At 40.0% G+C, this 14663-nt stretch carries 15 protein-coding genes; 2 read left to right on the top strand and 13 right to left on the bottom strand.

Annotated features, from left to right (window positions below; translation table 11 throughout):
• Positions 1-5: 5 nt before the first annotated feature.
• The 13 genes from ADF62_RS06650 to gdhA form a co-directional block, all read right to left on the bottom strand.
• Positions 6-221 carry a YozE family protein gene (locus ADF62_RS06650; RefSeq protein WP_003095562.1) on the bottom strand — a complete coding sequence of 72 codons (216 nt, stop codon included), beginning with the start codon at positions 219-221 and terminating at the stop codon, positions 6-8.
• A gap of 8 nt (positions 222-229) precedes the next feature.
• Positions 230-1087 (bottom strand): RNA-binding virulence regulatory protein CvfB, encoded by an 858-nt coding sequence (gene cvfB, locus ADF62_RS06645; protein WP_048788407.1) that lies wholly within the window; start codon positions 1085-1087, stop codon positions 230-232.
• A 90-nt stretch (positions 1088-1177) separates the two neighbouring features.
• Positions 1178-1735: a ribosome recycling factor gene (frr, locus tag ADF62_RS06640; RefSeq protein ID WP_003095421.1), complete on the bottom strand. Its 558-nt coding sequence runs from the start codon at positions 1733-1735 to the stop codon at positions 1178-1180.
• A 14-nt stretch (positions 1736-1749) separates the two neighbouring features.
• Entirely contained in the window at positions 1750-2487 is a 738-nt protein-coding gene (pyrH, locus tag ADF62_RS06635; protein ID WP_003095632.1) for a UMP kinase, read from the bottom strand.
• Positions 2488-2704: 217 nt separating this feature from the next.
• Positions 2705-3928, bottom strand: coding sequence for a sensor histidine kinase (locus ADF62_RS06630; RefSeq protein WP_048788406.1), 1224 nt, complete (start codon positions 3926-3928; stop codon positions 2705-2707).
• 12 nt (positions 3929-3940) lie between these two features.
• Positions 3941-4618 (bottom strand): response regulator transcription factor, encoded by a 678-nt coding sequence (locus ADF62_RS06625; RefSeq protein ID WP_003097797.1) that lies wholly within the window; start codon positions 4616-4618, stop codon positions 3941-3943.
• A 1-nt stretch (position 4619) separates the two neighbouring features.
• Positions 4620-5243, bottom strand: a complete 624-nt coding sequence (locus tag ADF62_RS06620; RefSeq protein ID WP_003095383.1) for a GTP pyrophosphokinase — start codon at positions 5241-5243, stop codon at positions 4620-4622.
• A 407-nt stretch (positions 5244-5650) separates the two neighbouring features.
• The gene (locus ADF62_RS06615) at positions 5651-5836 is read right to left on the bottom strand and encodes a hypothetical protein (protein WP_048788405.1); all 186 of its coding nucleotides are present in this window, start codon (positions 5834-5836) and stop codon (positions 5651-5653) included.
• A 156-nt stretch (positions 5837-5992) separates the two neighbouring features.
• Complete coding sequence (locus tag ADF62_RS06610; RefSeq protein ID WP_048788404.1) at positions 5993-7771, bottom strand: ABC transporter ATP-binding protein; 1779 nt, start codon at positions 7769-7771, stop codon at positions 5993-5995.
• Positions 7761-9575: an ABC transporter ATP-binding protein gene (locus ADF62_RS06605; protein ID WP_048788403.1), complete on the bottom strand. Its 1815-nt coding sequence runs from the start codon at positions 9573-9575 to the stop codon at positions 7761-7763. Before ADF62_RS06605 ends, ADF62_RS06610 begins: the two co-directional genes overlap by 11 nt.
• Before the next feature lie 3 nt (positions 9576-9578).
• Positions 9579-10022 carry a MarR family winged helix-turn-helix transcriptional regulator gene (locus ADF62_RS06600; RefSeq protein WP_048788402.1) on the bottom strand — a complete coding sequence of 148 codons (444 nt, stop codon included), beginning with the start codon at positions 10020-10022 and terminating at the stop codon, positions 9579-9581.
• Positions 10023-10209: 187 nt separating this feature from the next.
• Positions 10210-10620: a peptide deformylase gene (locus tag ADF62_RS06595; protein WP_048788401.1), complete on the bottom strand. Its 411-nt coding sequence runs from the start codon at positions 10618-10620 to the stop codon at positions 10210-10212.
• A gap of 380 nt (positions 10621-11000) precedes the next feature.
• Entirely contained in the window at positions 11001-12353 is a 1353-nt protein-coding gene (gene gdhA, locus ADF62_RS06590; RefSeq protein WP_003095495.1) for an NADP-specific glutamate dehydrogenase, read from the bottom strand.
• A 345-nt stretch (positions 12354-12698) separates the two neighbouring features.
• On the opposite strand from gdhA, the gene ADF62_RS06585 reads away from it, so the two are divergent.
• Together ADF62_RS06585 and ADF62_RS06580 are read left to right on the top strand one after the other, a co-directional pair.
• Entirely contained in the window at positions 12699-13805 is a 1107-nt protein-coding gene (locus ADF62_RS06585) for an AAA family ATPase (RefSeq protein ID WP_048788400.1), read from the top strand.
• 63 nt (positions 13806-13868) lie between these two features.
• Positions 13869-14630, top strand: coding sequence for an NUDIX domain-containing protein (locus ADF62_RS06580; protein WP_048788399.1), 762 nt, complete (start codon positions 13869-13871; stop codon positions 14628-14630).
• Positions 14631-14663 lie beyond the last annotated feature (33 nt).

Below are 14663 nucleotides of genomic sequence, written 5' to 3'. Positions count from 1 at the left end.
CCCTATCAATGTGCTAGATAGTCTTCCCAAATCTGGTCAAACTGGCCTAGATTGAAAGAGAAACTAGCCTGATCTTCCAAGTAACGACTAACTTCTTCAAAATCATCGGTATGCTTAGGAAAGGTTGAATCTTCAAAAGCCAAATCGGCTAAGATTGCCACTGGTTCATTTGATTTTGGATTACGTTGAGTCATCAGCCAAGTATAAAAGGATTTTCTCATGCCTTCTCCTAACCGATTAATTCTGTTCCAAACTGATCTTGTTTGATTTTTTTTGCCTTCATCAGACCACCCAAAGCTTTTTTGAATTGTCCTTTAGAAATACCAAAGGTCGCCTTGATATCTGCTGGTGATGATTTATCATTAAGAGTCATAAAGCCACCATTGCTCTCTAAATAGGTCAAAATCATCTGAGCATCATTTTCGAGCATTTCAAAAGAACGTGGTTTAAGAGAAAGGTTAAGGGTGCGGTCAACTTCTCTGAAACCAATCACGCGCGCTTCAAGGACTTGACCCAAGCGCGGCTCAGCATAACGTTCTGATGGATGAATAAAGCCAAGCATGTTATTCTCTGGCAGATAGACAAAGGTTCCTGACAGTTTAAGACGGTAGGCAATGGCTGGCCATTTTTGGTTTTGCATATTATCGTAAGCAGGTCCAGCCATGCGTTGAAAGACCTCAGGTTCGGCAGGAAGTCCCCAAATACGGTCTTTTTTGTCAACATCGAGTTTGATGTAGAGTTTATCCCCCTTCTTAGGCCAAAGCTCTTTGAGTTCTGGCAAAACATCGAGAGAGACAACAATCTCCTTATCTGGAATTCCTACGTCTACAAAGACACCTAAATCTTTGCGGACTTCAGTGACCTCTCCCCAATCATAAGAATCGCGAGTTGCCTTGATTTCCTTTTGAGTCAGACGTGATTTTTGCTTACTATCTGTATAGGCGAAGCCTGTCACCATGTCACCAATGGCGTGTTCTCCCTCATCTTTAGACAAGGCAAAAGTCACACCGTCCTTTTGTACAAAGTAAAATTTATCATTTTCATCAGTTACTAGGGCAATAATGATCGTTCCAAGTAATGTATTCATCTTTTTTCCTCTAAAAAGAGAGTCGGACAAGGAAGCTAACATAGTCCATGCTCTTTTGCTTCTGTCCCACTCTCCTTATTTTTCTATTGATTAAACAGTAAGAAGTTCTTTTTCCTTTTCTGCTGTCATGCTGTCAATCTTCTTAACAGCGTCATCAGTTGCTTTTTGGATATCTTTTTCCAAAGCTTTCAATTGATCTTCTGTGATTTCTTTGTCTTTTTCTTGCTTTTTAGCTTCATCCATTGCATCACGACGGATGTTACGGATAGCGATTTTAGCATTTTCGCCGACTTTTTTCACTTCTTTGGCTAACTCTTTACGAGTTTCTTCTGTAAGTGCTGGGATAACCAAGCGGACTACAGAGCCATCGTTAGCTGGGTTGATGCCAAGGTCAGATTCATTAATGGCACGTTCGATATCAGCGATTGATCCTTTATCAAATGGTGAAATCAAAAGAACACGTGCTTCAGGAACAGTGATTGAAGCCAATTGGTTAAGTGGTGTTGGAGCACCATAGTATTCCACAGTGATGCGGTCAAGAAGTGATGCATTGGCACGACCTGCACGGATAGCTCCGAATTCACGGGCCAATGACTCGTGTGAGTGGGCAAAACGTTCTTTTGCTTTTTCAATAATTGCGTTTGTCATGAGTTCTCTCTTTCTTATTTATGTAATTCTGCTTTGTTAGATACGGTTGTCCCAATGTGTTCACCAAAAATAACACGTTTGATATTTCCTGGTTCGTTCATATTAAAGACAACAAGGTCAATGTCATTATCCATTGAAAGGGTAGAAGCTGTGGCATCCATAATTTTCAAACCACGTTTGATAACTTCTACGTGTGTCAATTCGTCAAATTTGACAGCATCAGCGTTTTTACGAGGGTCATCGTTGTAGACACCATCAACACCATTTTTAGCCATAAGGATAGCATCGGCTTCGATTTCAGCGGCACGAAGAGCTGCCGTTGTATCTGTTGAAAAGTATGGTGAACCAATACCAGCTGCAAAGATAACAATACGCCCTTTTTCAAGGTGACGAAGGGCACGGCCACGAATATAAGGCTCTGCCACAGATTTCATATCAATCGCTGTTTGAACACGTGTATCGACACCCAATTGTTTCAAACTGTCAGCCATAACAAGGGCATTCATAACTGTACCAAGCATTCCCGTATAGTCTGCTTGAACACGATCCATTCCTGCTTCAGCTGCAGGTTCGCCACGCCAAAGGTTACCACCACCGATAACCAAAGCAATTTGAACACCCGATTCTGCGACTTCAGCTATTTCTTTAGCCATTGTCTGTACGGTTGGAAGATCAATCCCAACACCACGCTCACCAGCCAAAGCTTCACCTGAAAGTTTAATGAGGACACGTTTGTATTTTGGTTCTACCATGATTTCTCCCTATTAACTATGTTGTTTTTCTGATTTTATTCTTGGCTCAGATTTATCATCCCTAATCCGTAAATGACCATCGTATTAAGAAGAGGATAAATCTCTTTCCAGATTGACAAATGGTCTCTTTATGACAAAGCGAACACTAAATCTTCATCCTTACTATTTTATCATAAATTAGGATTTTCACCTAGTCAAATATTTTAAAAAAATATGTTTACAAGATAACTGTAAAGGTGATGGTGTCATTTTTATAGGAGGTAAAGATTCGCCCTTTAAATAATTTAACCATGCTTTGCGCCATGGATAGACCTATGCCAAAACCACTGTGCTCTTTGTTATTGTGGGACTCATCAATACGATAAAAGCGCTCAAAAAACTTACTATAATCAACTTCCTTACCTTCTTTATAGGTGTTTGACACTTCTAAACGAGCCCTTTTACGCGTTCTTCCAATCTGACGAAGTCTTACAGTAACCGTCCCTTCCGGATCACAATACTTGTTCGCATTATCCACAAGGAGAGTTACAAGTTCAAAGAGAGACTTCTCCTCAGCCTTTACATGGATATCTGGGGCGATATCCATAACGAAGGATTTGCCATCTCGGACGACAGGTCCCTTAAAGTCCTCGGCTGCATCCTCTATAATATAGGAAAAATCCACATCTTGAAGAACCATGTCCGGCTGCTCTTCCAGACGAGATAGAGCCACAAGAGAATTGACTAGATTGGTCAAACGTGCCACCTGGTCATTAGTTGACTTAGTCCATTCATTCTCCCCTGTCATGAGTTCCTGTAACTCCGTATTAGCAGAAATAATAGCTAATGGGGTTTTCAATTCATGACCAGCATTAGTGATAAAACGCCGTTGCTTTTCATAGTTTCGAATGAAGGGGCGAATGACAATTCCTGACAAAGCACTGACAATGATTACAAAAAAGATAAAAGCAAACAGTGATAAAAGAATAGAAAGACTGAACAAGGCTTGGGAAGAATTGTAATAAGAAGACGTGTCCAAAAAAACTACAAGGATTTTATCTCTGCTGACTTTGCTAACCTGATAACTCAGATTGATATTTTTTTCTCTAATCGTTCCAAGATTATTGGTCAAGCGACTAACTGTCAGAGCATATCTAGCCGCTTCCTCGTCGTTTATTAGGGATGTATGGCTGGTATCCTGGCTAACAACCTTATCGTCAGACAAGGTCAAACTGAAAAAACGAAAGCTATCTGATGGAATCTCGCGCCCTTGATTAGTCTCAATTTTTTTGATTTTTCCGAAGCTTCCATTATTTTCTGTGAGTATGTTGAGGACCTTGCTAATTTCCTGCTCCGTCTGAAAGGACCTCACAGTGTTGATGATTCCCACCGTAAAGATCAAGATAAAGAGGATAGCCAAAGAAGTAATCATTATAAACTGAAGTCGTAAACGTCTAAACATGGCTACTCCTTTCTAATCTTGCAGAAGGCAGAAGTCGCCACCCTTTTCACCAAGAATACTAATATCCGCTTGAATGGCTTGCAATTTCTGGCGCAGGTAGGAAATATAGACCCAGACAATTGACTCGTCCACATCTTCCTCATCATCCCAGATAGTTTTAAAAAGGTGATCAGTGGTTAATTTCTTGGCAGGATTGAGCATGAAGTGGGCCATTAACTTGGTCTCTCTGCTTGAAAGTCGAATAGCGTTCCCAGCTACCAACTCTTGTTCCTCTTGGTCCAAGCGAACAGAACCAAGGGTCAAAATTTTGGAGGTAAAAGTTTCACTAACACGACGCTCTAGCGACCGTAGACGAGCCAAAAGTTCCTTTAGGGAAATCGGCTTGGTCAAGTAATCATCCGCCCCAGCATCAAGTCCTGTCACGCGATCATCAATTTCAGCCATAGCTGTCAACATAATGACATGCGTCCTGTCCCCAGAGGAGCGAATCTCTTTCAATGCCTCGATACCTGTTTTTATGGGCATCATAATATCCATAATTATTACTTGATAAGCATTCTGTGCAGCTAGGTCTACTGCCTCTTGCCCATTGAATGCTTGATCCACCTCATAACCTTGATGCTCTAGGGCTGCCTTGTAAACTCGGGAAAGAGCCTCTTCATCCTCAGCTAGTAAAATTTTCAAAGCCATTCTAGTCCCCTCCTTCTTGAATTAAGTTACGGATGGTCTGCATGGTCAAATCACATGAAGCTAATTCATCCGCACAGCGCTTAAGCTCACGGGTAATCATTTCTGGATTCTTGATGTCGTGCTTGTACTTCATCTGATGCTCCAAACTGGCCCAGGAATCCTGAGCAATGGTCCGAAGCTGAACCTCAACAAAATAGGTCCCTTTATCATTACCTAGAACATCTGGAAAATCCGTCTCCATTTGCAAAATGAGGTGGTAAGAGCGATAGCCATTTGGCTTGGCATTTAGAATATAATCTTTCTCGTTATAGATAGAAACGTCAGGGATAGCCTTGATGACATCAATAGTTTTGTAAATATCATCGACAAAGCCACAAACAATTCGAATCCCAATACTGTCACGAATTTCCTTGAGAGCAGACCGACTGGTCTCAGGCAAATTTTTCCTACGACACTTTTCACGCATAGAATCGCTTTCTTTAATTCGTGAAATGAAATGCTCATAGAGTTTAAAGCCTGTTTCTTTTTTGCTAGTAATATTAGCCGCAATAATTGGGTCTGTTATTTCTTGTAAAATCTTGGGGAGATACTGAGCATATTCCCCATAGATACTTGGAGTTGACATATAAACCTCCTCTAATAGCGTTTCCTAATTATAGCATAGTTAGGCTTAAAAATAAGGAATGAGCCAGACAAGAAGGACTCTAAAGCTAAGAAAAAAAATCCAGCCGAAGCCAGATTCATTTTGCTTATCTAAGTTAAATAGCACAAGGCTATTCATCAAGAGATTTGACAAAAGGCCAGTTGTCCAATTTGTGTTTCTCGTAAGCCAAGACCTTATAACCACATTGCTTGTAGTCATTCTTCCGGAGTCACTGTCAACATCATCAGGTACCAGTCGTACTCTGCAGAATCTTCCAGGTGTCTTTCAGACTCTTCAACGAAATTAAAATACTTGAACAACCTAGTAATGCTTATAAAACGGAAAAGCTTAGTCGCCCCATTCTGAAGGTTCTTAAGCATAGACTCCGTCTAATGCTGTAAAATAGCTACTGCAACAATGCGACCATCCTCTTCAGCCATCAAACAAGAGTCCATTTTTATAGCTAAACGGATCTTCTGCAAAGCTAAGACAAACTCATCATACTGTTTAGGATTCTTTAAATTACTAGCATTCATCAAAAGGCAGGGATAATCTTCAAAAGCATCTGCGCACACTTATGCCACTTTTTAAACTTCATCTTGTCTTGCTTTGCGATATTGCATCTTGGTCTCCTAATCTGTCTGTTTTTTCTCAGTATAACATAAAACGCATGAGTTACAGCCATACATTTTATGAAATTTTATTAAATCTTATATTTTTATAAGAATATCCTAGGCCACTTCTTCCGTAAACTGACTATTATAAAGATCAGCATAGAAACCTTCTGCTGCCATGAGCTCATCGTGATTTCCCTGTTCAATAATGTTACCATCTTTCATCACAAGGATAAGGTTGGCATTTCGAATGGTTGATAAGCGATGGGCAATGACAAAGGATGTACGACCCTCCATAAGCTTGTCCATAGCCTTCTGAATCAATTCTTCTGTTCGTGTGTCAACTGATGATGTTGCCTCGTCCAAGATAAGAAGAGGGGCCTCCTTAAGAAGGGCACGCGCAATGGTCAAAAGTTGTTTCTGACCAACTGATAAAGTAACAGAATCATCCAAATAAGTATCATACCCCTTTGGAAGTGTGGTGATGAAGTGGTGAACACCGACAGCCTTGGCTGCAGCAATAACTTGCTCATCAGAAATATTCTCTTGGTTGTAAATCAAATTATCACGAATAGTACCTTCAAAGAGCCAAGTGTCTTGAAGCACCATAGAGAATTGATCATGAACGGTTTCACGTTTCATGTCGTTCGTATTCACACCGTCAATGGTGATACGGCCTTGATCAATATTATAGAATTTCATGAGCAGGTTAACAATGGTTGTCTTACCAGCACCCGTTGGACCAACGATCGCAATCTTTTGACCTGGTTTAGCAAGAGCTGAAAAGTCATGAATAATAGTCTTTTCAGGAGTATAACCAAAGGAAACATGATCAAAGACTACTTGACCTTTAGTATCTGTCAACTCAGCTGCCTTAGCTGACTCGTCGTCCATATCTTTTTCTTCCAAAAATTCAAAGATACGACCAATGGCTGCAATGGATGATTGGAGTTGTGTAATTCCTTGTGCAATTTGAGAAAGAGGTTGTGAGAAGATACGAACATAGGTCATGAAGGCTACCACATCACCGATGGTCAGGCTTCCGTCGATTACCTTAACCGCACCTACCAAGCAGATCATGACGTAACCAAAGTTCCCGATGAAAATCATAAGTGGCATCATAATACCAGAGATAAACTGTGATTGCCACATAGATTTATAGAGCTTATCATTAAGCCCCTTGAAAGCTTGACTGCTTTCTTTAGATGCATTGTAGCTCGTTACAACTGCTTGACCTGTGTAGATTTCTTCAATGTACCCATTAATGTTAGCCAAATTTTCTTGTTGGCGTTTAAAAAGTGGTTGCGAGAAGCCCATGATAAAGGCTACTAGAACAAATCCAATCAAGACAGAACCAATCGCAGTGAAAGCCATAGTGACATTTGAGTAGAACATCATAATAATGGCTGCTACCAAGAGAATACTTGAAGTAATTAGAGTACCCAGACCTTGACTAAGCGATTGTCCCAAAAGGTCAACGTCATTAGTCACACGAGAGAGTGTGTCTCCTTGAGAATGACTGTCGAAATAATTAAGAGGGACACTGTTGATTTTCTTTTGGATAGCTGTACGGAAACGTTGTGAAAAGCGTTGTGTAACCGTCGCAACCGTAAAACTTTGTAAGTAACCAACAATGGCTGAAATAACATATAAAACAGCCAAGGTCATAGCAATACTTGCTACCTTGTCCAAATCAATGCCTGGAATCGTCCCCATTTTTGTAGGTGTGATACCTTCAGTAATAGTATTGGTAATTCCTTTAAGCTTATCTGGTCCAATAACTGTAATGACAGCTGAAATAATTGCTCCAAAAATCGCAAGGACAAACGGAATTTGGAAACCTTTAATATAGGGTTTTAAGCGTTTATAGGATGATGTTTTTGGCTTATTTTCCATTTTCTAACTCCTCCTTAGACAATTGTGAATAGGCAATTTCTTGGTAAACCTCATTGTTAGCCAAGAGTTCCTTGTGGGTTCCTTGACCAACGACCTTACCTTGATCAAGAACCAAGATTTGGTCAGCATCCATAATAGTAGAGATGCGTTGGGCAACAATCAACTTGGTCAAATCTTGTGTTTTTTCAGCCAGTTCTTGACGTAACTTACGATCGGTCTTATAGTCTAAGGCTGAGAAAGAATCATCGAAAATCAAGATTTCAGGCTTACGTGCCAAGGCACGCGCAATAGCCAAACGTTGTTTCTGTCCACCTGAGAAGTTAGACCCGGCTTGGGCAACCTCTGCTTTAAGTTGACCTTCTTTATTTTCAACAAAATCTTTTCCTTGAGCCAATTCGAGAGCTTCCCAAATCTTAGAATCATCAAGGGGACTGTTATTACTCGTTCCCATCGTCATATTTGACGTGATATCACCTGAGAAAAGCACAGCCTTCTGTGGAATATAACCGACTATATTGTGCAAAGTTTCATGGTCATAATGTCGCACATCTACACCGTCAACCTTGATAGTTCCTTGCGTGGCATCATAAAAACGTGGGATAAGGTTGACAAGTGTTGATTTACCAGAGCCAGTCGAACCAATAAAAGCAACCGTATCTCCTTTTTTAGCTTTGAAGCTAACATGCTCCAAAACAGGCTCTGAAGTTTCAGAATAACGGAAGGAAACATCATCAAATTCGACAATACCCACTTCTTTAGGCTTTTCAGAACTATGTTCAGGGTAAGAAACTGAAGATTGAGTATCTAAAACTTCATTGATACGTCCAGCTGCTACAACTGCTCGTGGAAGAAGGAAGAAGACAACAATCATCATCATGAATCCCATAACAACCTGCATGGCATAAGATGAGTAAACCACCATGTCTGAGAAGAGATGGACCTTGTTTTCCATGGCACCAGCAATCTTAGTTGGATCTGTTGGAATCTTAACATCTTCAATTAGATGCGCACCAATCCAATAAATAGCTAGCGTCAAACCACTAGATACAGCAGTCATCACCGGTGTCAGTAAGGCAAAAGAACGACCGATAAAGAGATTGTTTTGGGTCAAATCAGTATTGGCCTTTTCAAATTTATCCTCTTGATAACTTTCAGCGTTATAGGCACGCACCACACGAATCCCAGTAAGAGATTCACGCGTTACGCTATTAAGTTTATCTGTCAGAGTTTGAATCAAGCGTTGCTTAGGCATGACCATAATCAAGAGGAAGAGCATGAGAATGGCAATTACTGCCACAGCCACAAGCAAGGCAAGAAGCCAGTTCCCATTTTTATCAGCAATCTTTGTAATCGCCCAAATAGCCATGATAGGGCCCTGTGTAATGACCTGTAGGCCCATGGTCAGTACCATCTGTAATTGTGTAATATCGTTTGTCGTACGGGTCAAAAGACTAGGAATAGAGAATTTCTTAATCTCGGCATCCGAAAAATCTAGAACCTGATGAAAGATATCATCACGAAGACGAGTAGTAAAACTTGCTGCTGTTCTGGCAGCTAGAAAACCAACCACTACAGAGGCCATAAAGCCCGCTAAGGACATTAAAAGCATTCGCATCCCTGGGGCATCCGTATTCCAAGCAAAAATATCCGATGCCTTAGTTCCCTTAGTTGATAAGAGTGTCGTAATATCAGACATATAGTCTGGAATTTTCAAGTTTAGATAGACGTTCAAGCAAACAAAAATCACCGCTAAGACAATCATGATTAACTCTTTTGTCGTTAAACGTTTAAAGATTTTAAACATAAGTTACTCCTTATTTTTTTCTAAATTCATACGAATTTGGTGAAAGACTCGAAAAGCTGTTTCAGCATCTTCTTTCGAAATACCATCTAACAACTGTTCATGGATAGCCTCTCGGAAATATCCGACATCTTGGGCCTTCTTTTCACCCAAGTCTGTCAGACGAACATACTTGTAGCGTTTGTCCTTATCAGATGTCACCAATTCAACAAAACCATTTTTCTCCATACGTTTGACCAAATTACTAGCCACTGACTTGGAAATAGATAGTCTTTTCTCAATATCTTTGATAAATATTTCTTTATCTTGATTCTCAAACAAGTACCTGACGGCAAATCCTTGCGGGCCAGCTAAATGCTCAACACCATACGCTTTACCCAACTCTTGCACGCGAGATTCCATAGTATTGATGAATTCTCTGAATTCACTAAAAGGATCTTTCTCATGCATCGCAAGCTCCTCCTTGAATAATTCTCATGGAAACTATTTTAGTTCTTGTGAGAACTATTGTCAAGAAAAAAGTTCTTATGAGAACTAAAAAAAGAGCGAGAAAGAAAATTGCTTTCCACTCTCACTCCCGCAACTTTGATTTTTAAGGCTTTGAACTCAATAGCCTAGACCGCTTGGGCTAGGCTATCTAAATAATAATCCCCTCCAAATGATCCAATTCATGTTGAATAATTTGGGCTGGCATTCCAGAAAAATTTAACTGTTTAAGCATCCATTGTTCATCTAAATAAGCAACCTCAATCGACTCATAACGTCTAGTTGGACGACTTCCTTCTAAAGACAAGCAAGACTCCTCTGTTTGAAAAGGTGAGGACTTGCTGACTAAAACAGGATTAAACATGACTAGATTAACAAAACCGATATTGACGATAATAACACGCTTTTTAACTCCAATCATATTGGCAGCCATACCCACACAGGCATCCTTATGAAAATCCAGTGTATCACGTAAATCTTTAGCCAAATAGAGGTCTTCTTTAGTCGCTTCTGTCGATTTTTGTCCAAGGAAAAAGACATCCTTTACGATTGTTTTTATCATCTATTTACTCCCCTATTGTTTCTTATCTAAACTATGAAATCATATGCCCTTCCTTTATCAGCTTTATAACCAATGACATGAAAAAATAGCTACTCTATTTCTTATCTCTGATAAGACAGGATAACAATCAAATCTTGTTCAAGGATAATGTGCTAGCCTTCAAACCAATCAAATTTTTGTCAAAAGCACTAACCAAGATTTTTCTTTATAAAGCTTTTAACGGCTGCTAGCTCTTCTGAACTAAGAGCTTCCAATTGTATATATAATCACCTCAACTTATTATATCAAAAATAGCTGACCTCTAGGAAAACAGCTAAAAAAAGAAACCCGCAGGCTTCTTTTCTTATTTTATTGAGAGGCTATCGGTAATAGTCTATCAATTAAACGATACCTTGTGCTGACATAGCATCTGCAACTTTAAGGAATCCAGCAATGTTGGCACCTACAACAAGGTTACCTTCATGACCAAATTCTTTAGCAGCTGCTGCAGCATTTTCGTAGATACCTTTCATGATATCGTAGAGTTTAGCATCAACTTCTTCGAATGTCCATGATGTACGTCCACTATTTTGCGCCATTTCAAGAGCTGATACAGCAACACCACCAGCGTTAGCAGCTTTGGCAGGACCAAATGATACACCAGCTTTAAGGAAGACATCAATAGCTCCCAAAGTTGAAGGCATGTTAGCACCTTCTGAAACAGCCAATACACCATTTGCTACAAGTGTTTCTGCATCTGTTTCATCCAATTCATTTTGAGTTGCACATGGGAATGCCAAGTCAGCTTTAACTGACCAAACTGTCTTTTCACCACCAGCAGGTGTGAAGGTTGCATTTGGACGAGCTTCTGCATATTTAACGATACGTTCACGTTTAACTTCTTTGATTTCTTTCAATAAGTCAACGTCGATTCCATCTGGATCATAAACAAAACCAGATGAGTCAGAACATGTTACTGCTTTAGCACCAAGGCTTTGCAATTTTTCAATAGCGTAGATGGCAACGTTACCAGCACCTGAAACAACTGCTGTTTTACCGTTAAAGTTTTCACCACGTGCATTAAGCATTTGTTCTGCAAAGTAAACAGCACCGTAACCAGTTGCTTCTGTACGAGCAAGTGAACCACCCCAGTTCAAACCTTTACCAGTAAGGACACCTGTGTACTCGTTACGAAGGCGTTTGTATTGGCCGTAGAGGTAACCAATTTCACGTCCACCAACACCGATATCACCTGCAGGCACGTCTGTATCTGCACCAATGTGTTTGCTCAATTCAGTCATGAAGCTTTGGCAGAAACGCATGATTTCGTTATCTGATTTACCTTTAGGATCGAAGTTTGATCCACCTTTACCACCACCGATTGGTTGACCAGTCAATGAGTTTTTAAAGATTTGTTCGAAACCAAGGAATTTGATGATTGATTGGTTTACAGATGGGTGGAAACGAAGACCACCTTTGTAAGGACCAATAGCTGATGAGAATTGTACACGGAAACCACGGTTTACTTGTACTTGTCCTTTATCGTCAACCCATGGCACACGGAATGAAACGATACGTTCTGGTTCAACCAAACGTTCCAAAAGGTTTTCTTCAATATATTTAGGATATTTATCGAAGACAGGAACAAGTGAATCGAAAACTTCTTCAACTGCTTGAAGGAACTCAGCCTCATGGCCATTTTGAGCTTTCACTTTTTCAAAAACGCTAGCAACGTACTCTTTACCTGTTGTCATATCAATGTTTCCTTTCAAATAATTACCTTAGTAATTTAATTACATGAATAGTATAAATTTTCAGAATCTTCTTGTCAAGTATTTTTTGTCATTTTTTCGATTTGCATGTTATATTTTATTACATGGATAATTTTTCCTCTTTTGTAAAAACCTATCACGTCAGTAATGTAAGCGTATTACCTTTTTGGGGTGTTCTTTCAAAATTTTTCTCCTTATTTAAAGACTTGAAGCTGAATTTATTTGAAAAAACAATTTAGTTATTTTACTATTTCATCTATTTACATTACCTCGAAACTATGTTATCATTAATTTAGTAAATTTACTATATTAAAAAAGGATAAGCCTATGAAAAGAAAACATTTATCAGGAAAGAGTATTGGTATTGTTTTTGGAACCTTTGCACCAATGCATGTAGGACATGTCGACCTCATCACAAAGGCAAAACGCGCTAACGACAACGTCCTTGTCATCGTAAGTGGCAGCAACACACAAAAAGATCGTGGGACACGCACAGGCCTGTCGCTCAACCGACGCTTTCGTTATGTCCGTGAAGTTTTCTACGATGATGAACTAGTCGTTGTGGATAAACTGGACGAAGCTGATATGCCTCCCTATCCAGAAGGTTGGGTGCCATGGGTTAACCGTGTCAAAGAGCTTATCACTAAGAATACGGATGATCCTGAAAAGATTACCTTCTATGTTGGAGAGCCAGAGTACGTGTTCGAGCTCAATCGCTACTACCCTCAAGCTCAAGTAGAGCTCATCGAACGTTCTATTATCAATATCTCTGCTACTGAGATTCGCGATAATCCTATGGAAAATTGGCGGTTTATCACCAAACCTTTCCGTCGCCACTTTACTCGTAAGGTCCTAGTTGTCGGATCTGCCAGTGGAGGAAAAACAACCCTTGTTAAGGATTTGGCTCGCACTTACAACGCCCCTTGCTCACTTGAATATGCCAGAGAATATCAAGAAAAGTATAATGTCCGAGATGACGAGTTAGATACCAATGATTATATTCACCTCTTAACCGATCAATACGCCCAGACAGCTGAGATTATTGACAACGGGCAACACTCAGGGCTTATTTTTGCAGATACCAACTCAACGGTCACTAAGGTATATATCGACTACTATTTAAAGGAAAACATTTCACAAGAAGAGTTCGATATGTTAGATCGACTCTATCAGGTAACCCAAGCTCGTGAAAAGTGGGATTTGATTTTTGTGATACTGCCAAAATCAAACTATGTAGATGATGGTTTCCGTGACATGACTATGGCTGATAACCGAACACGGGATTGGTTTACCAAGCATCTCTTGGACCTACTATCACCATTCAAGGATAAAATCGTTATTTTAGGAGAAAACAGTGATAGTGACAGTTTTTTTGCTGACAACTACCATTACGCCAAGAAGGCAATTAAAGAACGTCTGCATATCGAAATCTAATGGATTGCTTCAGCAAAATCATTTTCACTCAAAATTAACAATATAGACTAGGAGGCTAAAAATATGTCTAAAACCTTCGAAAATTCTGGTAGCGAAAAAGACTTCCTGGAAATCTACAGTAGAGAAGAATTGGATAAGTATGCCAAACCCTCAGTAACTGTAGACTCGGTCATCTTCCGCTATTTTGAAGGAAGAGTCCAAACCTTGCTTATCAAACGAAAAAATCATCCCTACATGGGAAAATATGCTCTTAGTGGTGGCTTCGTTCAGGAGCAAGAAGACCTCAATACGGCTGTCTGTCGCGAAGTATGTGAGGAGACATCAGTTCAGCTGAACACTGATCACATCGAGCAACTCGTTACAGTAGGAACACCTTATCGAGATCCTCGTATGTGGACCATTACAATAGCGTACCTCTGTTTCATGACTTTTAATGATATTCAAATGGATAAGGCTGCCGATGATGCCGCATCTACGCATTGGTTAGATATCGCTATGGTCAATGGCAAGTTGCAGCTTACTGACGGTGACAAGACGCTGTCACATGATGACCTCGCCTTTGACCACTGGGAAATCCTTTTGATTGCTATGGAACGTATTAAGGGGAGACTTGAATACTACCCAACTATCCTCAACATTATGCCAGAGGAAAGTACCTTGACCACCTACCGTCAGCTGTTTGGGACCTTTAATGAAACATACCTTAAGATGGACTCCACAAATTTCTTACGCCGCTTTAAGCATCTTTTCCAAAAAACAGGACGCCAAGTAGCTACCAGAACTAAAAAGGCTGCTACCTACACTTATCAGATCCAACCAATCTAAAGTGGGTCTTTGTTTGACAATTTTTACCTTACA

The sequence above is a fragment of the Streptococcus sp. 1004_SSPC genome, assembly GCF_001069025.1.
In the GTDB taxonomy this organism is placed as follows: Bacteria; Bacillota; Bacilli; order Lactobacillales; family Streptococcaceae; genus Streptococcus; species Streptococcus vestibularis.
Note: the sequence above shows the minus strand (reverse complement) of the source record. Positions and strands in the feature narration are given on the sequence as shown.

What these genes read in the sequence shown, in the direction of transcription:
- ADF62_RS06605 (WP_048788403.1), bottom strand. Translation starts at nt 9,575, where the DNA reads ATGTTTAAAATCTTTAAACGTTTAACGACAAAAGAGTTAATCATGATT.
- ADF62_RS06595 (WP_048788401.1), bottom strand. Translation starts at nt 10,620, where the DNA reads ATGATAAAAACAATCGTAAAGGATGTCTTTTTCCTTGGACAAAAATCG.
- ADF62_RS06585 (WP_048788400.1), top strand. Translation starts at nt 12,699, where the DNA reads ATGAAAAGAAAACATTTATCAGGAAAGAGTATTGGTATTGTTTTTGGA.
- ADF62_RS06650 (WP_003095562.1), bottom strand. Translation starts at nt 221, where the DNA reads ATGAGAAAATCCTTTTATACTTGGCTGATGACTCAACGTAATCCAAAA.
- ADF62_RS06610 (WP_048788404.1), bottom strand. Translation starts at nt 7,771, where the DNA reads ATGGAAAATAAGCCAAAAACATCATCCTATAAACGCTTAAAACCCTAT.
- frr (WP_003095421.1), bottom strand. Translation starts at nt 1,735, where the DNA reads ATGACAAACGCAATTATTGAAAAAGCAAAAGAACGTTTTGCCCACTCA.
- ADF62_RS06625 (WP_003097797.1), bottom strand. Translation starts at nt 4,618, where the DNA reads ATGGCTTTGAAAATTTTACTAGCTGAGGATGAAGAGGCTCTTTCCCGA.
- ADF62_RS06580 (WP_048788399.1), top strand. Translation starts at nt 13,869, where the DNA reads ATGTCTAAAACCTTCGAAAATTCTGGTAGCGAAAAAGACTTCCTGGAA.
- ADF62_RS06630 (WP_048788406.1), bottom strand. Translation starts at nt 3,928, where the DNA reads ATGTTTAGACGTTTACGACTTCAGTTTATAATGATTACTTCTTTGGCT.
- ADF62_RS06600 (WP_048788402.1), bottom strand. Translation starts at nt 10,022, where the DNA reads ATGCATGAGAAAGATCCTTTTAGTGAATTCAGAGAATTCATCAATACT.
- ADF62_RS06620 (WP_003095383.1), bottom strand. Translation starts at nt 5,243, where the DNA reads ATGTCAACTCCAAGTATCTATGGGGAATATGCTCAGTATCTCCCCAAG.
- cvfB (WP_048788407.1), bottom strand. Translation starts at nt 1,087, where the DNA reads ATGAATACATTACTTGGAACGATCATTATTGCCCTAGTAACTGATGAA.
- gdhA (WP_003095495.1), bottom strand. Translation starts at nt 12,353, where the DNA reads ATGACAACAGGTAAAGAGTACGTTGCTAGCGTTTTTGAAAAAGTGAAA.
- pyrH (WP_003095632.1), bottom strand. Translation starts at nt 2,487, where the DNA reads ATGGTAGAACCAAAATACAAACGTGTCCTCATTAAACTTTCAGGTGAA.